Origin of the sequence: Bradyrhizobium sp. NBAIM18 (assembly GCF_020193825.1) — a bacterium.
GTDB classification, from domain to species: Bacteria; Pseudomonadota; Alphaproteobacteria; order Rhizobiales; family Xanthobacteraceae; genus Bradyrhizobium; species Bradyrhizobium yuanmingense.
The window spans coordinates 1-23,556 of record NZ_JADYVO010000039.1 but is presented as its reverse complement, the minus strand read 5'-3'; the positions used below and the strand labels follow the sequence as shown (position 1 = coordinate 23,556).

Here is a 23,556-nt window from a genome sequence, read left to right as displayed (position 1 = left end):
CCCAAGGCCTCCCCGGCCCCGGCTCCGAAGGCGGCTGCTCCCAAGGCAGCTCCCAAGGCTCCGGCGCCCGCAGCATCCCCGCAAGCTCCCCCGCAGCAAGGCGCCCCGCAGCAGGGTGCAGCTCAGCCCGCCGATCAGCAGATCCAGCTGATCTATGCGCCCTGGACCAAGTTCTGCCTCAAGGGCCAGGACGCCAATGCCAAGCAGGTCTGCTTCACCGGCAAGGACGGCCGTATCGAATCGGGCCAGCCGGTCATCGCGGCCGTGATCATCGAGCCGGAAGGCGAGCCCAAGAAGATCCTGCGCGTGACGCTGCCGCTCGGCATGCAGCTCGTGCACGGCACCCGCATCATCGTCGACAGCAACGCGCCGCTGCAGCAGCCCTATGTGATCTGCTTCCAGAACGGCTGCATGTCCGACTACGAGGCCACGCCCGAGCTCATCAACAACATGAAGAAGGGCCAGAATCTCGTTGTCCAGGCGATCAATGCCAACGGCGCGCCGCTGACGCTGCCGCTGCCGCTCGCCGGCGAATTCCAGAAGGCCTATGACGGTCCGCCGACCGATCCGAAGGTGTTCGAGGAAACCCAGAAGAAGCTGCAGGAAGAGCTGCAGAAGAAGGCCGAAGAGCAGCGCAAGAAGCTCGAGCAGCAGGGTGGTGGCGCACCGGGCGCAGCTCCGACCGGTCAGAAGTAATCGGGAGCAAATCCCGGACGTGAAAAAGGCGCTCGGTTCGAGCGCCTTTTTTGCTGGCCGACGATCACGACGATCAGTTCAGCGAGGGATTGCGCGGGCGATAGCCACCGGCCTTGTCCTTGACGAAGATCTCGGCGACCTGGGAATGCCGGACCGGCTCGCCGGAATCGTCCGGCAACAGGTTCTGCTCAGAGACATAGGCGACGTATTCGGATTCCGCGTTCTCCGCGAGCAGGTGATAGAACGGCTGGTCCTTGTGGGGCCGCACTTCCTCGGGAATCGACAACCACCATTCCTCGGTGTTGTTGAATTCCGGATCGATGTCGAAAATCACCCCCCGGAACGAGAAGATCCGGTGGCGAACGACCTGTCCGATCTGGAATTTGGCGGTCCGCGCTTTAATCATCCCCCGTCGATAGACCAGGATTGTGGCCGATGCTAGTGGCCTTATTGGGAATTAACCTTCGTCTCCGGGGCGGATAGCCCCCAAGCCTTCAGAAAAAACTTCAGCAATGGTCGATATCCTCAATCTGGCGCTGCCTTATTTCGGCTTGATCTTCGTCGGTTTCGCTTGCGGGAAGGTCAAGTCCATCCCGGAATCGGGGCTCGCCTGGATGAACTTCTTCCTGCTCTACGTGTCGCTGCCGGCGCTGCTGTTCGCGATCATGTCGAAGACGCCGTTTTCGGAATTGAATAACCCGCCGTTCCTGGTGGCGACGACGCTCTCGACGGTCGCGGCATTCACGCTGGCACTGGTGGTCGGCAAGCTATTCGGACGGCTGACGCTGCGCGAAGCGACACTCGCGGGCCTCTCCGGCGGCTACGGCAATATCGGCTATATGGGCCCGGGCCTCGCGCTTGCGGTGCTGGGGCCGAAGGCGGCCGCGCCGACCGCGCTGATCTTCTGCTGCGACAGCATCTTCCTGTTCACGATCGTGCCGCTCTTGATCGAGCTTTCCGACCGCGACCATCCCTCGCTCGTCCATGCTTTCGGCGTCGTGCTGAAGCAGATCGTGCTCAATCCGCTGATCATGTCGGCTTGCTTCGGCGCGGCGGTGGCGGCGCTGCACATCGAGCTGCCGGTCGCGCTCGACCGCACCATCACCTTCCTGCAGAACGCGGCCGCGCCGACCGCGCTGTTCGTGCTCGGCGTCACCGTGGCGCTCCGCCCGTTCGATCGGGTGCCGTGGGAGGTGCCGGGCGTGATCGCGGTCAAGCTGCTGATCCATCCGCTCGCGGCGTTCGCCCTGATGCTGGCGTTCGGCCCGTTCGCGCAGCCCTGGGCCGCCACCGCCGTGCTGATGGCCGCGCTGCCGCCGGCGCTCAACGTGTTCGTCATCGCCCGGCAGAACGATGCCTGGATTGAGTCCGCCTCCGTCGCGGTGCTGCTCGGCACCTTCGCCTCGGTGGTCACGCTGACCAGCGTGATGTGGGCGATCCAGACGGGAAGGTTGGCGTTTCCTTGACGCGTCAGGGTGGTCCACCTCTCCCCAGCGGGGAGAGGTCGGATTGCTATGGCGCGCAGTTGCGCGCCTGAGCAATCCGGGTGAGGGGGCGCTGCGCACAGTGAGAGCGTAAGCCCTCACCCGGATCGCATCGTCGATGCGATCCGACCTCTCCCTCCGGGAGAGGTGTTCGAACGCTCCGGTCGACGAGTTGCAAGTGGCTACCTGCGCCAGGTCGGCGTCAGGCCTTCGCGCATTGCAAAGCGCCGGAGCGGGCCGATGGCGCCGAGGAGGTGCATGCCGACGGCGCGGACGGGCTGGAGCGGCAGGAAGTCGTTGAGCAAGGAGCGGTTGGCGATGTCGATCGCAAAGGTACGGCTCAAGATGTCCGGACGCCGCGCGCGGTCATAGCGCTTGAGCACATCGTCGGCGCCCGGATCCTGTCCCGCGGCGATGGCCTCGCCCGCGAGCCGGGCAATGTCGGCGGCATCGCGCAGGCCGAGATTGAGGCCCTGGGCGCCGATCGGCGGCACCACATGGGCGGCTTCGCCGACCAGCGCGATACGGTCGCGGCCGAAGCATTTCGGACGCTCGATCGCGAGCGGGAACAGGTTGCGGCCAGGCTCCACATTCATCCGTCCCAGGATCGAATGCGACTGTTTCTCGATCGCCGCCGACAGCGCCTCGTCGCTCAAGCCGCGCAGCCGTTCAGCCTCCGCAGGCGCTGCGACCCAGACGATGCTGGAGCGGTCGCCGGGCAGGGGCACGAACACGCAAGGCCCGTGCGGCGTGTGGAACTCGGTCGAGACGTTGCGATGCGGCCGGGCATGGCTGATGTTGAAGGTCAGCGCAGTCTGGTTCAGCTCGCGCCGCGTCACGGCGATGCCAGCAGCCTCGCGGCACAGCGAGTGCCGGCCGTCGGCGCCGACCACGAGGCGCGCCGAGAGAAACTGTCCGGACGCCGTGCGCAGCGCGACGTCGTCGGCCTCGATGACGACGCTTTCGGCCTCGTCGTCGAAGCGGACGAGATTGGGCAGCTCGGCCGCGCGCGCTTCCAGCGCCAGCATCAGCGAGCGGTTGTCGATGTTGTAGCCAAACGCATCGAGGCCGATTTCGTGACAGGAGAAGCGCACCTCGGGGCTGCGGAACAGCCGGCCAGTGTCGTCGACGAGGCGCATGACTTCCAGCGCAGCCGCCTTGTCCCTGCAGCGCGACCAGACGTCGAGGCCTTCCAATAGATCGATGGAGGCGCCGAGCAATGCGGTGGTGCGATTGTCGGCATAGGGAACGCGGCGCGCCACCAGTGCGGTCCGGGCACCCGCCTGCGCCAGGGCGATCGCCGCGGCAAGGCCGGCAGGTCCGCCGCCGATCACGGCCGCGTCATGGAGTGTCGATGCGTCTATCATGGAACGACATTTGACACGCCGGGCGGCAAATTCAAGCCCACCTATATTTCCCTGATTTTATGGCGAATTTTGCGATCGTGCGCCGCAATGGCGGATGTGCAAACCGGTCGCATTCTGATAGCAGAAGCCATGGATACGCAGCAGGATTCCCTGAAGCCGAGACCGGTGATCCGCGCCGCAGCCTTCTCGGTGCACATCTTCACCGCCTTCGGCGCGGCAATCGCGCTCCTGGCGATGCTGGAGGCCGTGCGCGAGCACTGGGCGGCGATGTTTCAATGGCTGGGCGTCGCCCTGATCATCGACGCGATCGACGGGCCGATCGCGCGGCGGCTCGACGTCAAGAACGTGCAGCCCAACTGGTCGGGCGACGTGCTCGATCTCGTGGTCGACTTCTGCACCTATGTCTTCGTGCCGGCCTATGCGATCGTCGCGAGCGGCATGCTGCTGCCGGTAGCGGCTCCCTTGCTGGGCATCGCCATCATCGTCACCAGTGCACTGTATTTCGCCGACCAGCGCATGAAGGCCGACGACAATCATTTCCGCGGCTTCCCGGCGCTTTGGAATGCGGCCGCGTTCTATCTGTTCCTGCTGCATTGGCCGCCGCTGTGGGCGACGCTGCTGGTCGCCGCGCTGGTCGTGCTGACGTTCGTGCCTTTCCATGTGCTGCACCCTGTCAGGGTGGTGCGGCTGCGCTGGCTGACGATGTCGCTGATCGCGGTCTGGGCGCTGCTCGCCTTCTACACGCTGCAAATGGATTTTCGCGTCGGCACCGGGGTGACCGTCGTGCTCTGCGCCATCGCGCTCTGGATCAGCTTCAGCGATGCCTTGATCCGGTTGGCGAAATCCCTTGCGAGATTGTCGGCGTGATGGAGCTGCTGACCAGCCCGGAAGCCTGGGCCGCGCTGCTCACCTTGACGGCGCTCGAGATCGTGCTCGGCATCGACAACGTCATCTTCATCTCGGTGCTCGTCTCGCGCCTTCCCGAGAAACCGGCGCAGCGCGCCCGCCAGATCGGGCTTGCGCTGGCACTGGTCTTTCGCCTCATCCTGCTCAGTCTCCTGGTCTGGCTGATCGGCCTGACCGCTCCGGTGCTCTCGATTCAGGGCTATGCTTTTTCCTGGCGCGATCTCATCCTGATCGGCGGCGGCCTCTTCCTGATCGCCAAGGCCACACATGAGATTCACGGCGAGGTCGAATCCGATCACGACGCGAGCGAGAAGGACTCCACAGGCAGCGCCTTCTTCTGGGTGATCGTCCAGATCGTGATTATCGACATCGTGTTCTCGCTGGACTCGATCATCACTGCGATCGGCATGGCCGAGGACATCAAGATCATGATCGCGGCGGTCGTGATCGCCTGCGCGGTCATGTACGTTTCGGCGGGCCCGGTGGCGCGATTCGTCGCGGAGCATCCGACCACCAAGATGCTGGCACTGGCCTTCCTGGTGCTGATCGGCGTCGCGCTGGTTGCGGACGGATTCCACTTCCACATTCCGCGCGGCTACATCTATTTCGCAATAGCGTTCTCGGCGGCGGTGGAGTTCTTCAACGTGTTGGCCAGGCGCAACCGCCGGAAAGCCGCCAAGTAGTCGCGTTGGGTCGTTCCAGTCGGCGTCGAGTTGACAAGGCGGGCGCGATGGCTTTCGCTCAGCCGCAAGAAGAGGAGGTCAGGTGATGACGAAAGCCATCCGTGTGCACAAGGTCGGAGGCCCCGAAGCCCTGGTCTATGAGAGCGTCGACGTGCCGGCGCCCGGGCCCGGCGAGGTGCGCATCCGCCAGCATGCGGTCGGCCTCAACTTCATCGACGTCTATTACCGCACCGGCCTCTACAAGGCGCCGGGGCTGCCCTTCATCGCCGGCAATGAGGCCGCCGGGGAGGTCACAGCGGTCGGGCCAGGCGTCACGAATTTTCATCCCGGCGATCGCGTCGCCTATTACCACAATCTCGGCGCCTATACGGGCGAGCGCAACATCCCCTGGGAGAAGCTGGTCAAGCTGCCCGATCACATCACCTACGAGCAGGGCGCCGTGCTGATGTTGAAGGGGCTGACGGTCTGGTATCTCCTGCACAAGACCTTCAAGGTCGAGCCGCATCATCGCGTGCTGGTCCATGCCGCCGCCGGCGGCATCGGCTTGCTCGCCTGCCAATGGGCGAGGGCGCTCGGCGCGCATGTCATCGGCACCGTCGGCTCGCGCGAGAAGGCCGAGCTTGCGGAGGCCAATGGCTGCGATCACGTCATCCTCTACAACGAGGAGGATTTCGTTGCGCGCGTGAAGCAGATCAGCCGCAACGAGGGCTGCGACGTCGTCTATGACGGCGTCGGCAAGGCGACGTTCCCGGGCTCGCTGTCCTGCCTGAAGCCGCGCGGCATGTTCGTCTCGTTCGGCAATGCGTCGGGCCCCGTGCCGCCGTTCGCGATCGCCGAGCTCAACAATCACGGCTCGCTGTTCGCGACGCGGCCGAAGCTCAACGATTATGTCGGCACGCGCAAGGAACTGCTCGAAGGCGCCGACACCCTGTTCGCCGCGGTGATCAACGGCAAGCTGCACGTGCCGATCAACCACGCCTACGCGCTCAAGGACGCTGCCAAGGCGCATATCGATCTCGAAAGCCGCAAGACCACCGGGGCTTCGATCTTGAAGCCGTAGCTCTTTCGGCATCGGCGGTTTCGTAGGGTGGGCAAAGGCGCGGAGCGCCGTGCCCACCATCTTCATTGCGGTGAAAGATGGTGGGCACGCTTCGCTTTGCCCATCCCTACAGCACTACGCGACGCGTCTTGCCGCGCCTGCCTTGGTCAAGATCGCATCGAGACATTCGATCATCTCGGCGATCTCTGCCTTCGTGACGTTCAGCGCCGGCATGAAGCGCAAGCTGTCGAGCTGCGGGGCGTTGAGCAGCACGCCGGCCTCGCACGCCTGCGCGACGATGCCGGGTGCGATCGGCAGCTTGAGATCGAGCGCGAGCAACAGGCCGCGTCCGCGCACGCCACCGAGGCCATGCCGGGCCGAGACCTTCTGCAGTTCGCTTTCGAGCAGGAGGCCGGTCTCGGCGACCTGTTTCAGGAAGTCTGGCTTCTTGACCCCCTCGAGCACCGCGAGGCCTGCCGCGCACATGATCGGGTTGCCGTTGAACGTGCCGCCCTGGTCGCCGTGCTCGAAGCATGACGCGCGTTCGGTCGCGAGCAGGGCCGCGAGCGGCACGCCGCCGCCGATGCCCTTGCCGAGCGTCATGATGTCGGGCGCAATGCCGGTGTGCTCGTAATGGAAGAGCTTTCCGGTCCGGCCCATGCCGGTCTGGATCTCGTCGAAGATGAGCAAAAGGCCGTGCGCCTCGGTCAGCGCGCGCAGCTGCTGCAGGAACTGATCGGTCGCAGGCCACACGCCGGATTCACCCTGGATCGGCTCGAGCATCACGGCGACGGTGTTGGCGTTGATCAGGGCTTCGACCGAGCCGATGTCGTTGAGCTTGGCCTTCTTGAAGCCCGCGACCTTCGGCTCGAACAGCGGCTCGAACGCTTTCTTGCCCGAGGCCGACATCGTCGCCAGCGTCCGACCGTGGAAGCCGCCTTCGAAGCTGATGATCTCGAACGCGCCGCCTTTGTGCAGGCTGCCATATTTGCGCGCGAGCTTGATCGCGCCTTCGTTGGCTTCAGCGCCCGAATTGGCGAAGAACACTTGATCGAACGCGCTGTGCTCGACCAGCGCCTGCGCCAGCTTGAGGCTCGGTTCGTTGTAGAAGGCCGGGCTCGGCGTCAGCAGCCGCCTGGCTTGAGCGGCGAGCGCGTCGGCGATCGCGGGCGGGGAATGGCCGAGGCAGTTCACGGCCCAGCCCTGCACGAAATCGAGATAGCGTTTGCGGGTGTCGTCCCAGAGGTAGGAGCCGGCGCCGCGGACGAACACGGTCTTGGGCCGTGCGGTGATGTCCATCAGCGCGTCATACGGATGCGTGGTCATATCGTACTCCTCTGGAGGCGGGGTGGAAAAAGGGCGCAAAAAGCAGAAAGGCCGCACCTTGCGGGTGCGGCCTTTCTCGAAAACTGGCTGAATTCAGTGGTTCAGCGGCGTCCTCGGACATGGCGCACCCTCTCGTCGTCGCGGGAGCGACGGCGGAGCATTTCGGTGCGCTGGTTGGTCCGGGCGTTGATCATGGGGCGCGTCCGTACAGCCGAATGGCAGGACTTGTCAAGCAGGCATTTTGCAAGTTGCTCGCCGAGCGTGTATCGGTCAGGTCGGGTGGGCGGCTTCCTCGACCTCTTCACCGCCCCAACCCGCGTCCGCGATCGCGGTGTCGATCAGCTCGCCGCGCAGCAGCTTAAGCGGCGAGCGCGATGTTGTGGAAGGGGTCGGTCAGCACCTTGAACACCCAGACCAGGCCCGTCGTGACGTCGCGGGTGGCGAAGAGCTGCAGCATGCGCGCAAGTCCGCCGCCGATGCCGATGGCCAGCCAGAGCGCGCCGACATGCCGGATGAAATCGAGGTGGGAGGCCGGCGCATCGAACAATCCGAACAGCGTCGGAAAGGCGAGCAGCGCAAGCGGCGCGCTGCCCCAGACCAGCAGCAGCACGATCTTGCGGGTCTGGTTGTAGCCGACCTTGACCGCTTCCTTGTAGTCGTTGCTGACGTCGTTGACGGCGTCAAAGCCGTTCGGCTCGAAGAAGAAATGCCCGGTCTGCCGCGTCAGCATCGCGAGCCAGCCGACGATGCCGGCGAGAGCAGGGTCCTTGAACAGCAGGGCATAGCAGCCGAGGAAGATGACGGCGCTGATCAGGTGCAGCGTCTGGTTGACGGTGCTTTGGTGGTAGAAGCGGTAATCGTCGAAGCGCTGCGTGCGCAGCATGTCCGAGAGGCGGCTCATCCTCATTCCTCGCTCGCGTTGAAGACGCGGGCAGAGTTAGGCCGAGTCCGTGACCCCTGCGTGAATGCATTATAGTGTCACATTCCTGCGTGACGATTACTCGACACCGTAATGCGAGAACACATCGGCGATGCCGGCGTTGATCGCCTTTGCGGCCGCGATGTCGCGCTCGGCGCCTTCGCTGTCACCGTTCTTGCGCTTCGCCAGTCCGCGGCCGTAGAGCGAACCGTCGAGTCCCGGCTTGATGTTCAGCGCGGCATCGTAATCAGCGATCGCCGCGTCGAGGTCGCCGAGCTTGAGATGGGCAAGGGCGCGGCTGTCCAGCGTGTAGGCATCGTTGGGAGCCATCTTGAGCGACTGCTCGCAATCGGCCAGCGCCTCCTGCAGGCGGCCGACGATCGCGCGGGTGAAGCAGCGCGAATTGAACACGTCCGCGCGGTTCGCATTCGCTCTGATGGAGCGGTCGTAATCGTCGAGCGCCAGCGCCACGGCGCGCTAGGGCTCCCCACGTCGCCGAAACATTTCGCCGTGATTGGCGAGCGCGTGCACATCGTCGGGATTGGCCTTGAGCAAGCCCGAGCAGCCGGCGAAGCGCCGGTCGTCGCTGCCTCCGCCGTCGTTTGCGAAGCACCACTGGCGGGCCTGTGCGGCGGATGGTGATCGCGCGTTGGCGGGGGCCGGCAGCGCGAGCAGGGCCATCGTCAGGCCGATTGCGGACAGCTTGAGGAGAACCCCTGACGTTTCATCGTGTGTCATTGTTTCCGCGTCGAAACCATTGCGCCTCTAGCGCGTTTGTGATCGAAGGACGCGACTTGGTTCGAACCGAATGCATCACCGCCCAGACCAAGAACCAACCAGATAGCTCAACGCCTTGTCCGATACGCCCTATCCGATCGACCTCGACAGCATTCGCGGCGCGTTTCCGCCTGGCGTCGAGGCGCTGCCGCTGCTGGTCGACTTTGCGGCCTGGCTGAAGGGGCGTCCCTGGGGCAGCGTCGGCTGCTTCTCGCTGCAGGGCCAATTCTCGGACTCCGCGCCGATCGTCGACGGCAGTCCGTTGCGCGACCGGTTCTCGCTGTTCATGCGCCTGCCTGACGGCTCGGCCGTCGGCGGCTGGTATGGCGCCGGTCTTGATCGTGACAATCCACCGATCGTCGGGCTGGGATCCGAGGGTGACTACGAATTGCTGGCGCCGAGCCTCGATGCGCTGCTGACGAGGCTGACGTCGCAGCAATTCGACAGGGCCTGGAGCGATCTGAAGCCGCATGACGAAGTCGAGCCTCAGACCGTCGAACTTGCGCAATGGCTCGCTGGACAGCCCGTTGGCGACAAGGCGGCGTGCGACGACGGGCCCCCGGAGCTGCCTGATTTCCGCGGCTTCATGGAAAAATGGAGCCGGGACCGTGAGGACTATTGGGCTAACCATCGCATGATGGCCGAACTCGGCTGGCGGCTGGCCGCCCATCTGCCCAAGGGCAAGAATGCCTGGGATAAGACGCGTTTCGAGGTCGCGATCGTCGGCAAGCAATACCAAGCGCGCGTGCTGACGCGCGGGCCGCAGCCGTTCGAGGAAGCCGCTTCGATCGAATCCCTGCTGCGCGATCTGCGCGAACAGATGTGGAAGGCTCAGCCTGAGCTCGGGTTATGGTATGCGATGAGGTTCGGCCTCTACGCCGACGGCCGCGTCATGCCGAGCTTCGAATACGATGCGCGTCCGACCATCGAGGGCGAACCGGCATTGCTCTCCGAGGCGAAAGCCGATCTCGCCCGCGCACCACGCCCGGAGCGCTGGGTGCCGAAATGGCTGGCTTGATTGTCTCCGCAATGACGGACGCGGTCAGAACCCCGCGACGCTGCCGTGCAGATCGTATGCGTCGGCGCGCTCGATCTTGGCGGTGACGATCTCGCCGACTCGGAGCGGGCGGCGGCTGGAGAGATAGACCGCGCCGTCGATCTCCGGCGCATCGGCTTTGGAGCGGCCTTTCGCCACGGTCGGGCCGACCTCGTCGATGATGACCTGCTGCCGCGTGCCGACCTTGCGCTTCAGCCGCCGCGCCGAGATCTTCTGCTGCCGGGCCATCAGCGCGTTGTAGCGCTCCTGCTTGACCTCTTCAGGGACGGGATGCTCGATTGCGTTCGAGGTGGCGCCGGCGACCGGCTCGTATTTGAAGCAGCCGAGGCGATCGATCTCGGCCTCCTCGAGCCAGTCGAGCAGATAGGCAAAGTCGGCATCGGTCTCGCCGGGGAAGCCGACGATGAAGGTCGAGCGCAAGGCGAGATCGGGACATTCCTCGCGCCAGCGCTTGATCCGCGCCAGCGTCTTGTCCTGCGCCGCCGGACGCTTCATCGCCTTCAGCACCTCGGGGCTCGCATGCTGGAACGGGATGTCGAGATAGGGCAGCACCTTACCCTCGTTCATCAGCGCGATGACCTCGTCGACATGCGGGTAGGGGTAGACATATTGCAGCCGGACCCAGGCTCCCAACTCGCCGAGCTCGCGCGCGAGGTCGAGGAATTTGGCGCGGACCTGGCGGTCCTTCCACGGGCTCTCGGCATATCTGAGATCGACGCCGTAGGCTGAGGTGTCCTGCGAGATCACCAGGAGCTCTTTGACGCCGGCGCCGACGAGGCGCTCGGCCTCGCGCAGCACGTCATCGGCGGGGCGCGAGACGAGGTCGCCGCGCAGCTTCGGAATGATGCAGAAGGTGCAGCGGTTGTTGCAGCCCTCGGAAATCTTCAGATAGGCGTAGTGGCGCGGGGTCAGCTTGATGCCCTGCGGCGGCACCAGGTCGAGATGCGGATTGTGCGCCGGCGGCAGCGCGCGGTGCACGGCGTCCAGCACGCTCTCATATTGCTGCGGGCCGGTGATGGACAGCACGCCCGGATAGGCCTGCTCGATCGCTTCCGGTTCCGCGCCCATGCAACCTGTGACGATCACCTTGCCGTTCTCGGCCATGGCATCGCCGATCGCCGAGAGCGATTCCTGCTTGGCGCTGTCGAGGAAGCCGCAGGTGTTGACGATGACGATGTCGGCGCCGTCATGCATGCGGGCGAGCTCATAGCCCTCCGCGCGCAGGCGCGTGATGATGCGCTCGGAATCCACCAAGGCCTTCGGGCAGCCGAGACTGGTAAAAGAAATACGCGGCGCTCTATCCATGGTATCGCCTGAAGCCTAGATCTGAATTGTCCGGATTTAGTGATCCAAGTAATTGAACCGATGGCGAAATTCAATAACTAACCTATGGGCCGGTTCCGATCGTGTGAGTGGAGGAGCCGAGATGGATTGCTCCACGTGCACGTTTTCGTTGTTATTCTGTTCTTTCGTATTTCCACGGAGCTAAACTGTGATGCGCCGCTTCATCTTCAGCATGGTGTTCGCCGTCATTTCCTGGAGCGCGATGTTTCCGGCGCGGGCTGAAGTCGACAAGATCTTACGCGTTTGCGGCGGGCAAAAAGGCCTCTGCCCGGAATTCAGGCCGCGTGTGAAGGCGCCCGACGGGTGGACGAGGGACGAGGCCGCAAGCGTCAAATACGGCGCCTCCATGTTTGTGCCTAGGGGGAAGGGATTCGGTAACGCCGAAACAATCATCTATGCCGAAGGCCGCTATAACGAGGACCGGACCGAACTGGTTCAATGGATCGCAACGAGCGATAGCGATTGGGCGACGACATCCGGCAAGAATGTCAAGATCACCACGCTTCCCTCGGTCAACCCCAAGGTCATCATCAACCGCTACGACAATCCATCCCTGAAGGACCAGCCGGTTGAAGTGATCGCGCATTACGCTGATCTCGACAAGGACGGCAATTCCTACGTCGTGCGGCTAGCGGTCTCCGGCCGCACTGAGGCGGCGGTGCTGGCCGCGGTGCCACTTCTCGACAAGATGATCGTTGGCGCGAAGATTCCGTGAGAGCATGAGTTCTGCTTCGCAGCTGAAGGCTGCGCGAGCGTTTTCTTGCGGGAGGGCGGCACGGAAAGTTTACATTCGTCGTGTCAGGGACACCCGAGCGACCCGAAGCTGACCTTGGGCGCAGCCGTCTGATCCATATCTAGTCTGCCTGATTGACCGGCCTGAGCTAGTCCCAATTGCCCATAATTACAACCCTTTGCAGGGCGATCCGGCGTGCTATGGATGAATCAGCTGCCGTGAGTGAGCCATGAGCGCCGAACAGTCGCCCAAAATCGTGATCGTCGACGAAAGCCCGATCCGGGCCGCGATCCTGGAGGAGGGATTGCGCGAGGCCGGGTTTACCCAAGTCGTCCATATCAGCGAGATGCAGAGCCTGCTGGCCCGTATTTATGCGGCGGACCCCGACATCATCGTGATCGATCTCGAAAACCCCAGCCGCGACGTGCTGGAGGCGATGTTCCAGGTCAGCCGCGCGGTGAAGCGGCCGGTCGCCATGTTCGTCGACCAGAGCGATTCAGCCTCGATCCAGGCCTCGGTCGAGGCGGGGGTGTCGGCCTATATCGTCGACGGGCTGAAGAAGGAGCGCATCAAGCCGATCCTCGACCTTTGCGTGTCCCGTTTCAACGCCTTCGCCAAGCTCCAGGAGGAACTGGAGCGCACCAAGTCGCAGCTCGAGGACCGCAAGATCATCGAGCGCGCCAAGGGCATTCTGATGAAGGTGAAGGGCCTGACCGAGGACGAGGCCTATGTGCTGCTGCGCTCCACCGCGATGCGCGAGAAGAAGAAAATCGGCGAGATCGCACAGTCGATCATCACCGCGTCGGAGATGCTGAAATGACCGTTCCCCTCCGCATCGGGTTCATTCCGCTGGTCGATGCCGCCGCGCTGATCGTCGCGGTCGACAAGGGCTTTGCCGCCGCCGAGGGGCTCGAGGTCGAGCTGGTGCGCGAGGTCTCCTGGTCCAACGTCCGCGACAAGCTCAATATCGGCCTGTTCGATGCCGCGCATCTGCTCGCGCCGGTGGCGATCGCGTCCTCGCTCGGCCTCGGTCACGTCAAGGTGCCGATCGCCGCGGCCTTCAATCTCGGCATCAACGGCAATGCCATCACGGTGTCGCCGGCGCTCCATGCCGCGCTGATGGAGGAGATCGACGGCGATCGCTTCGACCCGATGGCGACGGCGAAAGCGCTGGCGAAGGTGGTTGCCAAGCGCCGCAAGGCAGGGGCCGAGCCGCTCACCTTCGGCATGACCTTCCCGTTCTCCACCCACAATTATCAATTGCGGTTCTGGATGGCGGCGGCGGGCGTCGATCCCGACGAGGACGTGCGCCTCGTGGTGCTGCCGCCGCCCTACATGGTCGACAGTCTGAAGAACGGCCATGTCGATGCGTTCTGCGTTGGCGCGCCCTGGAACTCGGTCGCGGTCGATCTCGGTATCGGCCATATCCTGCATTTCGTCGCCGACATTCTGGTCCGTGCGGCGGAGAAGGTGCTGGCGATCCGCCAGACCTGGGCCGACAAGAATCCGGACGTGGTTGCAGCCCTGGTGCGGGCAGCCGTGAAGGCCGCCGAGTTCATCGAGCATCCCGAGAACCGGACCGAGGCGGCGCAGATCCTGGCGCAACCCGAACGGATCGGCGTCGACGCCGAGGTCATCCAACGCACCCTCACCGGGCGCCTGAAGATCTCGCCCGATGGCACCTTCCGCGAAAGCGGCCGCTACTTGCTGGTCGGACGCGAAGGGGCAGGGCGGCCGGATCCGGTCCAGGCCGCCTGGCTCTATGCGCAGATGGTGCGCTGGGGCCAAACGGCGCTCACCCCTGACGGGGTCAAGACGGCGATGGCGGTGTTCAGGCCCGATCTCTACGACGCGGCGCTTGGCAACAGGGCGCCGCCTGAGGCTCCCGCAGCGTTCGGCGCCTTTGCCGGTCCGGCCTTCGACCCCGCCGATATCCGCGGGCATCTCGAGGCCTTCGGGGTCGGGCGCTGGAAGGCCTGATTCGCGGTTGCTTCGCTTTTGAGCAACTAAGATCCTTGGCTAATGTTTGAGCTGGCTGCTCGTATTTCGGGAGAGTTCCCAATCCGGCAGTTTGCGGGTGACGTCCTAATCATCTGAAACTTCATTGGTTTTTATTTCGACCAAGCTGGCACGCAACTTGAATGTTGCGCTGCGGCCAGCTTGTCATAGGTGCCTGCTGAGCCAAGTCCCGCAGCAACGAAGCTGATCGGACCGCGAGTGACGAAGCCGGCTCCTGAGCCAGCGTGACGTTCCTCGCGGGTCGCGCAATCCGTCGAAGCCACCGAAGGTGGCCGCAGGAGCTTCGTTACACACCATGAAAATCGATACGGTCTCAGTCGACTTTACCGACGAGCAGAAACGCTATCTCGAAGGCTTCACGACCGGCCTGCAGATCAGCCGCGTCGGCCGCGGCCTTGGTGGTGGTGGCGGCAGCAGCAAGGCGAATGCCGAGCCTGTGGGTCCCGATGCCGTGCACATCAAGGCGCAGGACAAGGTGATCGCGTCGGGCAAGAAGCTCGCCGATCAGGAGAAGTTCAAGCGCGACGAGCATCCCTTCGACGCCTATCCGCGGCTTCGCCAGCAGGCGCTCGACAACACCCCGCCGAGCCCGGCGGACAATTTCCGCTGGCGCTATTACGGCATCTTCTATGTCGCGCCGACGCAGGACTCCTACATGTGCCGCCTGCGCATCCCGAACGGCATCATGAAGCATTGGCAGCTGTCGGGCCTTGCCGATCTCGCCGACGAGCTCTGCGGCCCCTACAGCCACGTGACGACGCGCGCCAATCTCCAGCTGCGCGAGATCCCGCCGAAGCACGCGATCAGAATGATCGAGGGCATCCAGGAGCTCGGCCTGTGCTCGCGCGGCTCCGGCGCCGACAACATCCGCAACGTGACGGGAACGCCGACCGCCGGCATCGATCCGCAGGAAATCATCGACACGCGGCCCTATGCCCGCGAGTGGCACTACCACATCCTCAACGACCGCTCGCTCTACGGTTTGCCGCGCAAGTTCAACGTCGCCTTCGACGGCGCCGGCCGGATCGCGGTGCTTGAAGAGACCAACGACATCGCCTTCACGGCCTATGAGGTAAAGGAAGGTTTCGGCGTCGAGCCCGGCGTCTGGTTCCGGCTCGGCCTCGGCGGCATCACCGGTCACAAAGACTTTGCGAAATATTCCGGCATCATCGTCAAGCCGGAGCAGGCGACCGCCGTCGCCGACGCCATCGTGCGCGTGTTCATCGAGCATGGCGACCGCACCAACCGCAACAAGGCACGGCTTAAATACGTGCTCGACGCGATGGGCCATGACGGCTTCCTCAAGCTGGTCGAGGAGCGGTTGAAGACGCCGTTCACGCACGTGCCGGAAGAGGCGTTCGCGCCGCGTCCCGCGGCGGATCGCATGGCACATATCGGCGTGCACAAGCAGAAGCAGGACGGCCTCAACTGGATTGGCGTATCGCTCACGCTCGGCAAGCTCACCTCCGATCAGATGCGGGGCCTCGCCAAGGTGGCGCAAGATCTCGGTGACGGCGAGATCCGGCTCACGGTCTGGCAGAACCTGTTGATCTCGGGCGTGCGCGACGCAAATGTCGAGCTCGCCATTGCCGCGATCAAGCAGATCGGGCTCGCGGTCGAGGCCTCGCACATCCGCGCCGGCCTGATCGCCTGCACCGGCAATGCCGGCTGCCGCTTCGCGGCGTCCAATACCAAGCGCAATGCCGCGGAGATCGGTGACTGGTGCGAGCCGCGCGTCGCGATGGACAAGCCGGTGAACATCCACCTGACCGGCTGCCATCATTCCTGCGCGCAGCACTACATCAGCGACATCGGACTGATCGGCGCGCGCGTGCCGATCAATGAGGAGGACACCGTCGAGGGCTATCACCTCTTCACTGGCGGCGGGTTCGGCCCCGACGCCGATGTCGGGCAGGAGGTCTATCACGACCTCAAGGCCGAGGACGCGCCGAAGACGGTCGAGGCGCTGCTCAAGGCCTATCTCGCCCACCGCGCCTCGCCCGACGAAACCTTCCTCTCCTTCGCGCGCCGCCATGACGGCGAAACGCTGCGCAAGCTTGCCGATGCACAGGTGTCCGCATGAACCAGATCACGCCTCCGCCGAAACTCGATATCATCCCCGCCAGCGCCCCGTTCTCGGATGCGCAGCGCTCCTGGCTGAACGGCTTCTTTGCCGGGCTTTTGTCGCCTGACGTCGCAACGCCGCTGTCGGCAGAGCAGGGCGCCGCCGTCATGCAGGCCGGTGACGGCGACGACGGCGAAGCGCCGTGGCACGACCAGACCATGCCGATCGCCGAGCGGATGAAGCTTGCCGAAGGCCGTCCCTTGCGCCGCAAGATGATGGCGGCGATGGCACAGCAGGATTGCGGCCAGTGCGGCTACAATTGCCACGATTATTCGGAAGCAATCGCGAGCCGTAGCGAAGCGCGGCTCAATCTGTGCGTCCCCGGCGGCAAGGAAACCGCGCGGATGCTGAAATCGCTGTACGAGGAGCTCGACAAGGCGCCCGCGGCCAAGACCACCGACAAGAGCACCGACAAGGCCGGCGCTCCGGCGCCGGCTGTGACCGTGACGATCGCAGAGCCCGGCCGCTCGCGGGACAATCCGATCCAGGCGACCTTCCTGTCGCGCCGTCTTCTCAACAAGGGCAAGTCGGAGAAGGAGACCTATCACATCGAGTTCGATCTCTCCGAGGGCAAGCTCGACTATGTGGTTGGTGACAGTTTTGGCGTCTTCCCGCGCAACGACGTCGGCCTCGTTGACCAGATCATCGCGCTGCTCGGCGCCTCCCACACGACCATAGTCAACGGCAAGACGCTGCGCGAGGTGCTGATCGACGACGTCTCGCTGTCGCCGGCGCCCGACACGCTGTTCGAGCTGATCTCCTTCATCACCGGCGGCGCGCAGCGCGAGAAGGCGCGGGCGCTGGCGCAGGGAGAGGATCCCGATGGGGATGCCGCGACGCTCGACGTGATGGCGGCACTGCAGAAGTTTTCCGGCACGCGGCCGCATCCCGAGGCCTTCGTCGAGGCGCTGGAGCCGCTGCAGCCGCGGCTCTACTCGATCTCGTCCTCGCACAATGCGACGCCGGGAAAGCTGTCACTGACGGTGGACTCGGTGCGCTACGTCATCGGCAAGCGCAGGCGGCTCGGCGTCGCCTCGACCTTCCTCGGCGAGCGGATCAACGAAGGCGAGAAGCTCAAGGTCTATGTGCAGAAGGCGCACAATTTCGGCCTGCCGCAAGACCCGAAGACGCCGATCATCATGGTCGGTCCCGGCACCGGCATCGCGCCGTTCCGCGCCTTCCTGTTCGACCGCAAGGCGACCGGCGCGCCCGGCAAGAACTGGCTGTTCTTCGGCCATCAGCGCAGCGATTGCGATTTCTTCTATCAGGACGAGCTCAACGCCATGAAGACCTCTGGGCTTCTGACGCGCCTGTCGCTGGCCTGGTCGCGCGACGGCGAGAAGAAGTTTTACGTGCAGGACCGCATGCGCGAGGTCGGCCGCGAATTGTGGACCTGGCTCGCCGAGGGCGCGCATCTCTACATCTGCGGCGATGCCAAGCGCATGGCCAAGGACGTCGAGCGCGCGCTGGTCGACATCGTCGCGCAGTTCGGGGCACGTTCGACCGATGAAGCCGTCAGCTTCGTCGCCGAGCTGAAGAAGACTGGCCGCTTCCAGGCTGACGTGTACTAGTCGGACGACTCCTCTCGGGGTTGGGCGTCATCCGATTGTCATCCGTCCCGGTTCCAACTGGCGTGGATTCTAACGAATAAGATTCTCGGAACCTGCTGGTGAAGAGAATTTGCATCTGCGATGGGGGGCCTCCAGAGAACCCTCATCGCTTTTTCCGCCACCGTCTTGCCTCCCGCCCTGGTTGTTCCTTCATACTCCCGCAAATGGGGCTTTGGAGATCGACCATGCGCGAACTATCGGCGGAAGCCAGGCTGCACTTCTACGCGCGCTCGCTCTCGCGCCGGACCGGGGCGAGCATGCACCACGTTGCGATGTACAGCGCGTTTGCGGTGATCGCGGCGATCGTGTTCGGGACCCTCTCGGTGCATCCGTTTTGATGTGTCTGCGTAGGGTGGGTTAGCCGAAGGCGTAACCCACCACTTGTATGGCTGCAGCAGAAGAGGTGGCTTACGCTTCGCTAATCCACCCTACGACACCGAACCCTGCTCACGCCCCGCGCTTGAACGGCGCCACATCGATCCCCGCAGCTTTCAACGCCTGCCGCACGCCGCGCGCGATCTCGACCGCGCCGGGCGTGTCGCCATGGATGCACACCGTATCCGTGCGCATCTTGATGACCTTGCCCGTGACCGACACCACCGCGCCGTCCTGCACCATGCGTACCACGCGCTCGGCGATCGCCTTGGCGTCGTGCAGCACCGCGCCGGGCTTCTTGCGCGAGACGAGGTTGCCGTCATCCTCATAGGCGCGGTCGGCGAACACCTCGTGCACCATCGGCAGGTTGGCGTCTTCGCCGGCCTTCACCAGCTTCGAATTGGCGAGCACGACGAAGATCAGGCTGGGATCCACCGCCTTGATGCCGGCAGCGATCGCCTTCGCCGTCATGTCGTCCTCGCAGGCGACGTTGGAGAGCGCGCCGTGCGCCTTCACATGGGTGACCTTGTAGCCGGCCGCAGTCGCGATCGCCTGCAACGCGCCGATCTGATAGGCGACGAGGTTCTCGATCTCGGAGGCCTTGAGCCCTGCGATCGGATGCCGACCGAAGCCGTGCAGGTCGCGATAGCCGGGATGCGCGCCGACCGAGACACCGCGCGCCTTCGCAAGCTCCACCGTCCGGCGCATGATGTCGGGGTCGCCGGCATGGAAGCCGCAGGCGACGTTGACCGAGCTTGCCAGCTCGATCATCGCGGCGTCGTTGCCCATCTCCCACGCGCCAAAACCTTCGCCGAGGTCGCAATTCAGATCGACTGTCTTCATGGGTTGCTCTCCGCCTCTGGTCTTGTTGTCGCTTACGGCTCCGCCGTGACCTGCCACGTCCCGGAATCGACCGCGCTGACCGCATAGCCCGCTACGTTAGCATCGCTGAGCGCCTCGATGTTGAGGGCGACGATGTCGGAGGAGCGCAGACGATCGGGCAGGCTGCGGATCGCTTGCGCGAACTTGCGCGCCTCGTCCTGCGCTTCGGCCATGCTGACCGCCTTGAAGCGGAACGCGGTTCCTGCCGAGGTCTGGGCGAGGCGGCCGATATCGGCCGTGATCACGGTTGCGATCTTCGGATAGCCGCCGGAGGTGCCGCGATCCATCATCAGCGCGATCGGCGCGCCGTTGCCGGGCACCTGGATGCTGCCGTTGACCGTGCCGTCGGAGACGATGTTGTGGCCGTGCAGATGCTTGATCGCGGGGCCCTCGAGGCGGTAGCCCATGCGGTCGGAGGTCGCCGAGATCTTCCATTCGCTGTCCAGGAACAGCGCCTTGTTGGCGTCGTCGAATTCGTCGTCCTGAGGCCCTAGCAGCACGCGGATCGGACCGGTCGCCGGCTTCGGCAGCTCGATGCGCAGCTCCGGTGCGCCGCTGGCGGCATCGACCGTGAACTCGTCACCGGCCTGGAGCGGGCGCGGGTAGGGGCTGCCGAGGCCGGCGCGGGCGTTCACAGCAAGACTGCCGAACACTGCCTCGCCCTTGATGGCGCCTTCGATCGCGAGATAGGTGAAGGCGCCGCCGCGGGCAAAGCCGAGCGTCAGCGTCTCGCCATCCTTGAGCGTCACCGAGGTGTCCATCGCGACCGGGCTGCCGGCGATGTCCGCATTGCGCGGCGCGCCCGATATCGCCACGCGCACGGCGCCGTCGCGGGCGGTGAAGGAGGCACCGAACGGGCCGATCTCGATGGCGGCCGCGAACGGCTCGTTGCCGACCAGCGTGTTCGCCGCCGCAAGCGACAGCCGGTCCATCGCCCCGCTCACGGTCAAGCCGTAGCGCTGCGCGCCCTGACGGCCGCCGTCCTGGACCGAGCTGGCAGGGCCGATGCTGGCAACGACGAGGCGGCTCATGCGTCCACCTGCTCGGCGACGATCTCGCCGGCCTCCGCGGCGCGGTCCATGTCCTCGAACGTCTTATGGTCGATCGCGTAGAACGTGACGCGGTCACCGGGCTCGGTGAGGAAGGTCGGATTGCGGTGGAGTTGATAGGTTCGCACCGGGGTGCGGCCGAGCAGGTGCCAGCCGCTGGGGGCGGCCAGGCACTGGATGCCGGCCTGGACGCCGCCGATCGAGATCGTGCCTGATGGCGTCAGCAGCCGTGGCGATTGCCGCCGCGATATGTGCAGGAATTTGTCGAGACCGCTGAGATAGGACCAGCCCGGCGTGAAGCCGATCATGGCGACTTTATAATCGCCGCCAGAATGCCTGATGACGATGTCATCGGGCGTGGTGCCCAACGTCTTGGCGACGTCCTCGAGGTCGATGCCGTGCTCGCCGCCATAAGCGACGGGAATGCGCCAGCGGCGCGCTTTGGTGACCGGCGGCAGCGGCCGGGTGGCGATGGGAAGGATCTTTTCGCCCAGCGCATCGAAGCCGATCTTGCCGGGATCGTAATGGACCAGCAGCGAGCGATAGGTCGGCACGGTTTCGGTGATGCCGTCGATGGGCGCAGCTAGCAGCGCCTTGTCGAGCGCCAGCACCCGCTGGTTGGCATCGTCGTCGATGGTGCGGCTGAACTCGACCGTGACGGCACTGTCGCCGCTGGGCAGAAGGCGGGGCGGGGGAAGCGTCGCGGCCATTGAGCTGTCAGAGCGCTGTCGTAATCGGGCTTCTCGGGAACGCGGGCTCGACCTTGAGTTCCGCTTGTCCCTGCTTCGCGTAATTGTGCCCGCAAGTCCAATAAATTAATGCAAGGGGAAGCGATAAAGCCTTGTTATCGCATCGCATAACGGCGCTGCGGCCCTGCGTAATTGCTAGCCTCTTGGCCCTTGACGCAAAGCTCGCGGCTCGCAAGATGCGCGCGTTCTGTCCCGCACCTTGGAGCTCGTTCTCGTCCATGTCGCTGTCCTCCGAAGCCCGCAAGACCCTCGCCGGCATCACCACCGCCACCATCACCACGGTCCTGCTGAAGAAGGGGCTGCGCAATGTGTGGATGCGCGGCGCGCGTCCGCTGCGCCCCGGTTTGCCGCGGCTGGTGGGACCGGCCTTCACGCTGCGCTTCGTGCCGGCGCGCGAGGATCTGGCGACGCCGGAATCCTGGTCGTCGCCTATCTCGACCCGCACCGCGATCGAGGCGATGCCGGAGGGCTGCATCGCCGTGGTCGATGCCATGGGCATCACCGATGCCGGCATCTTCGGCGACATCCTTTGCGCGCGCATGGTCAAGCGCGGCGTCACCGCGCTCGTCACCGACGGCGTGGTGCGTGACGTCGAGGGCGTGCTTGGCACCAATTTGCCGGTTTGGTGCGACGGCTATGCCGCGCCGCCGTCGGTTGCAGGCCTCACTTTCGTCGGCTGGGGCGAACCGATCGGCTGCGGCGGCGTTGCCGTCTTCCCGAACGACATCGTGGTCGCCGACCAGGACGGCTGCGTGCTGATCCCGCAGGCGATGCTCGACCACGTCCTCAATGAGGGCGTCGAGCAGGAGCGGATGGAAGCCTGGATCGTGAACGAGGTGAACAACGGCGCGGTGCTGCCGGGCCTCTATCCCATGAACGCCGAAACCAAGGCGCGCTACGCCGCCAGCAAGAAGTAACGGACAAGGAACGAGGACCCTCATGGACATCACGCTCGCCGGCACGCGGCCGACCCGCCGCGCGCCGAAGGAACACTTCACCGGCACCGTGTGGCAGGACCCCATCAACATGGCGCCGGCGCCTGCACGGCTGAACGTCTCGCGCGTCGCATTCGAGCCCGGCGCGCGCACCAACTGGCATCATCACCCGCTCGGCCAGACGCTTTACGTGATCTCAGGCGTCGGTCGCGTTCAGACCAAGGGCGGCCCGGTCCAGGAAATCCGTCCCGGCGACACCGTCTGGATTCCGCCGGGTGAAGTGCACTGGCACGGGGCGTCACCAACCAACGGCATGTGCCACATCGCCATGCAGGAAGCGCTCGACGGCGTCTATTCGACCTGGCTGGAGCCGGTCACCGACGCGGAGTATGGCGCGGCGGTGGGCTGACTCTCGTGTCCCGGACAAGACGCATCGCCTTAAGGCGATGCGTCGCCGATCCCGGGGCCCAGATCTTCGACCCACTGAGAGCACTGGGTCCCGGCTCTGCGCGGCAACGCTTCGCGCTGCCGCTTGTCCGGGAGACGGCACCTAAATCTTCTCCGCGGTCCACGTGCCCGTGCACATCGCGCCGCGCCAGGTGCCGGAGCCGGACGCGCCGCTGAGCCGGCCGAAGCCAACGGCACGCTTGATGCCGGTGCTCAGGGTGACCTTGATGTTGCCGGCCTCGACGACGCGCCCCGACGCCGTCACTGCGGCGCTGCTCGAGGCGATCTGACCATTATTGATGCCGATAGAGACAGTCGCGCCGTTGCCGCAGGCCTGGCTTGATGAAGCAATGCGGACGTTCCACGCGCCATCGAACGTGCTTGTCGCAGCGTCGGCCTGCGCCAGCGGGACAGCGATGACGATGGCGGTGGCGAATAGAGCCTTGCGGAACACGTTCATGACACGCCCCTGTGGTTGACCATGCGGGGGACCGTGACACGTGCGCGGAACCGGCGATGTGAGGGCTGTCACGTGCGCCGGAGGCTGTGTGAGCCTGGGCACGCCGGCACGGCAGGGCGCAAAAGCAAAGGGACCCGCATCGCGGGCCCCTTGTCTGCGTAAGAACGATCAGGCGGATCTCAGTTCACCCGCGTCCAGGTCTGGCCGCCGCAGAACATGCCGCCGAAGGCGCAGCCCTGCACGCGCAGCCGGTCGGTGCCCTTCATGGCGATCGTCGAATCGTAGGTCGAGCCCGAGTTGGGATCGAGGATGCGGCCCGACCATTTCTGGTCCTTGCCCGCCTTCATGTTGATCAGCACCTGCTCGCCGTTCTGGTTCGACTTGCTGTCGACCGAATAGCCGCAGAGGTTGGTGCCGCATTGCTCGATGCGGACCTTGCCTTCCTTCTCCTCGGTGAGCCAGACGCCGACCGGCGAATTGAGATCGCGCGTCGGCGCAGTTGCAGGTGCAGGCGGCACTGCGGCCGCCTCAACGCGAGCGGGAGCAGGCGCAGGTGGCGGAGGCGGGGCCGGCG

The 23,556-nt window shown here is 64.9% G+C and carries 25 protein-coding genes and 1 pseudogene; 14 read left to right on the top strand and 12 right to left on the bottom strand.

Translation table 11 applies throughout. From position 1 onward, the window contains the following. Positions 1–696 (top strand): invasion associated locus B family protein (locus tag I6F17_RS36605; RefSeq protein ID WP_225114987.1); only part of this gene is annotated, 696 nt, incomplete at its 5' end. Between the two features lie 73 nt (positions 697–769). Here the strand turns inward: I6F17_RS36605 and hspQ are convergent. Continuing rightward, on the bottom strand, positions 770–1,102 hold the full coding sequence (gene hspQ / locus I6F17_RS36600; protein ID WP_024341905.1) for a heat shock protein HspQ: 333 nt from the start codon (positions 1,100–1,102) through the stop codon (positions 770–772). A 106-nt stretch (positions 1,103–1,208) separates the two neighbouring features. Between hspQ and I6F17_RS36595 the strand changes: the two genes are divergently transcribed. Continuing rightward, positions 1,209–2,162 carry an AEC family transporter gene (locus I6F17_RS36595; protein WP_036012489.1) on the top strand — a complete coding sequence of 318 codons (954 nt, stop codon included), beginning with the start codon at positions 1,209–1,211 and terminating at the stop codon, positions 2,160–2,162. 200 nt (positions 2,163–2,362) lie between these two features. Here the strand turns inward: I6F17_RS36595 and I6F17_RS36590 are convergent, their stop codons facing one another. Further along, positions 2,363–3,547, bottom strand: a complete 1,185-nt coding sequence (locus I6F17_RS36590; protein WP_225131998.1) for a UbiH/UbiF family hydroxylase — start codon at positions 3,545–3,547, stop codon at positions 2,363–2,365. 129 nt (positions 3,548–3,676) lie between these two features. Between I6F17_RS36590 and pcsA the strand changes: the two genes are divergently transcribed. The 3 genes from pcsA (at position 3,677) to I6F17_RS36575 (ending at position 6,196) form a co-directional block, all read left to right on the top strand. Next, a complete protein-coding gene (gene pcsA / locus I6F17_RS36585) occupies positions 3,677–4,414 on the top strand; it encodes a phosphatidylcholine synthase (protein WP_225131997.1) in 738 nt (245 codons plus the stop codon). Beyond that, entirely contained in the window at positions 4,411–5,136 is a 726-nt protein-coding gene (locus I6F17_RS36580; protein ID WP_036012482.1) for a TerC family protein, read from the top strand. The genes pcsA and I6F17_RS36580 overlap by 4 nt, the downstream gene beginning before the upstream one ends. A gap of 85 nt (positions 5,137–5,221) precedes the next feature. Continuing rightward, positions 5,222–6,196 (top strand): quinone oxidoreductase, encoded by a 975-nt coding sequence (locus I6F17_RS36575; RefSeq protein ID WP_225131996.1) that lies wholly within the window; start codon positions 5,222–5,224, stop codon positions 6,194–6,196. Positions 6,197–6,310: 114 nt separating this feature from the next. Here the strand turns inward: I6F17_RS36575 and I6F17_RS36570 are convergent, their stop codons facing one another. From I6F17_RS36570 to I6F17_RS36555, 4 genes and pseudogenes are all read right to left on the bottom strand, one after another. Next, positions 6,311–7,501, bottom strand: a complete 1,191-nt coding sequence (locus I6F17_RS36570; RefSeq protein ID WP_225131995.1) for an acetylornithine transaminase — start codon at positions 7,499–7,501, stop codon at positions 6,311–6,313. A gap of 270 nt (positions 7,502–7,771) precedes the next feature. After that, positions 7,772–8,402, bottom strand: a pseudogene (locus I6F17_RS36565) (hypothetical protein). 96 nt (positions 8,403–8,498) lie between these two features. Continuing rightward, positions 8,499–8,891, bottom strand: coding sequence for a tetratricopeptide repeat protein (locus I6F17_RS36560; RefSeq protein ID WP_225131994.1), 393 nt, complete (start codon positions 8,889–8,891; stop codon positions 8,499–8,501). 6 nt (positions 8,892–8,897) lie between these two features. Then, positions 8,898–9,158, bottom strand: a complete 261-nt coding sequence (locus I6F17_RS36555) for a hypothetical protein (RefSeq protein WP_225131993.1) — start codon at positions 9,156–9,158, stop codon at positions 8,898–8,900. A gap of 115 nt (positions 9,159–9,273) precedes the next feature. Here I6F17_RS36555 and I6F17_RS36550 point away from each other — a divergent pair, with 115 nt between their 5' ends. Continuing rightward, positions 9,274–10,215 (top strand): hypothetical protein, encoded by a 942-nt coding sequence (locus I6F17_RS36550; protein ID WP_225131992.1) that lies wholly within the window; start codon positions 9,274–9,276, stop codon positions 10,213–10,215. A gap of 24 nt (positions 10,216–10,239) precedes the next feature. Here I6F17_RS36550 and rimO read toward each other — a convergent pair whose 3' ends face one another. Continuing rightward, entirely contained in the window at positions 10,240–11,559 is a 1,320-nt protein-coding gene (gene rimO, locus I6F17_RS36545) for a 30S ribosomal protein S12 methylthiotransferase RimO (RefSeq protein ID WP_225131991.1), read from the bottom strand. Positions 11,560–11,749: 190 nt separating this feature from the next. Here rimO and I6F17_RS36540 point away from each other — a divergent pair, with 190 nt between their 5' ends. The 6 genes from I6F17_RS36540 to I6F17_RS36515 all read left to right on the top strand — a co-directional run bounded on the left by I6F17_RS36540 (position 11,750) and on the right by I6F17_RS36515 (position 18,423). Then, entirely contained in the window at positions 11,750–12,313 is a 564-nt protein-coding gene (locus tag I6F17_RS36540) for a hypothetical protein (protein WP_225131990.1), read from the top strand. A 247-nt stretch (positions 12,314–12,560) separates the two neighbouring features. Continuing rightward, complete coding sequence (locus I6F17_RS36535; protein WP_036012463.1) at positions 12,561–13,151, top strand: ANTAR domain-containing protein; 591 nt, start codon at positions 12,561–12,563, stop codon at positions 13,149–13,151. Beyond that, on the top strand, positions 13,148–14,311 hold the full coding sequence (locus tag I6F17_RS36530; RefSeq protein ID WP_036012461.1) for a CmpA/NrtA family ABC transporter substrate-binding protein: 1,164 nt from the start codon (positions 13,148–13,150) through the stop codon (positions 14,309–14,311). The genes I6F17_RS36535 and I6F17_RS36530 overlap by 4 nt, the downstream gene beginning before the upstream one ends. Positions 14,312–14,645: 334 nt before the next feature. Next, positions 14,646–16,433, top strand: a complete 1,788-nt coding sequence (locus tag I6F17_RS36525; RefSeq protein WP_225131989.1) for a NirA family protein — start codon at positions 14,646–14,648, stop codon at positions 16,431–16,433. Continuing rightward, positions 16,430–18,046 (top strand): sulfite reductase subunit alpha, encoded by a 1,617-nt coding sequence (locus I6F17_RS36520; RefSeq protein WP_225131988.1) that lies wholly within the window; start codon positions 16,430–16,432, stop codon positions 18,044–18,046. Before I6F17_RS36525 ends, I6F17_RS36520 begins: the two co-directional genes overlap by 4 nt. Positions 18,047–18,270: 224 nt before the next feature. Next, entirely contained in the window at positions 18,271–18,423 is a 153-nt protein-coding gene (locus I6F17_RS36515) for a hypothetical protein (protein WP_036028094.1), read from the top strand. Positions 18,424–18,532: 109 nt separating this feature from the next. On the opposite strand, the gene I6F17_RS36510 is transcribed toward I6F17_RS36515, so the two are convergent. The 3 genes from I6F17_RS36510 to I6F17_RS36500 are packed head-to-tail and all read right to left on the bottom strand — an operon-like array spanning position 18,533 to position 21,101. Beyond that, a complete protein-coding gene (locus tag I6F17_RS36510) occupies positions 18,533–19,303 on the bottom strand; it encodes a 5-oxoprolinase subunit PxpA (protein WP_225114998.1) in 771 nt (256 codons plus the stop codon). Between the two features lie 32 nt (positions 19,304–19,335). Further along, the gene (locus I6F17_RS36505) at positions 19,336–20,373 is read right to left on the bottom strand and encodes a biotin-dependent carboxyltransferase family protein (protein ID WP_225131987.1); all 1,038 of its coding nucleotides are present in this window, start codon (positions 20,371–20,373) and stop codon (positions 19,336–19,338) included. Continuing rightward, entirely contained in the window at positions 20,370–21,101 is a 732-nt protein-coding gene (locus I6F17_RS36500; protein WP_225131986.1) for an allophanate hydrolase subunit 1, read from the bottom strand. Before I6F17_RS36500 ends, I6F17_RS36505 begins: the two co-directional genes overlap by 4 nt. A 257-nt stretch (positions 21,102–21,358) precedes the next feature. Between I6F17_RS36500 and I6F17_RS36495 the strand changes: the two genes are divergently transcribed. Together I6F17_RS36495 and I6F17_RS36490 are read left to right on the top strand one after the other, a co-directional pair. Beyond that, complete coding sequence (locus tag I6F17_RS36495; protein ID WP_225131985.1) at positions 21,359–22,057, top strand: ribonuclease activity regulator RraA; 699 nt, start codon at positions 21,359–21,361, stop codon at positions 22,055–22,057. Between the two features lie 22 nt (positions 22,058–22,079). After that, the gene (locus I6F17_RS36490; protein WP_036012436.1) at positions 22,080–22,484 is read left to right on the top strand and encodes a cupin domain-containing protein; all 405 of its coding nucleotides are present in this window, start codon (positions 22,080–22,082) and stop codon (positions 22,482–22,484) included. A gap of 141 nt (positions 22,485–22,625) precedes the next feature. Here the strand turns inward: I6F17_RS36490 and I6F17_RS36485 are convergent, their stop codons facing one another. Further along, positions 22,626–22,982 carry a hypothetical protein gene (locus tag I6F17_RS36485; protein ID WP_225131984.1) on the bottom strand — a complete coding sequence of 119 codons (357 nt, stop codon included), beginning with the start codon at positions 22,980–22,982 and terminating at the stop codon, positions 22,626–22,628. 179 nt (positions 22,983–23,161) lie between these two features. Further along, the coding region (locus I6F17_RS36480; protein WP_225190475.1) for a DUF2147 domain-containing protein at positions 23,162–23,556 on the bottom strand (395 nt) is incomplete at its 5' end.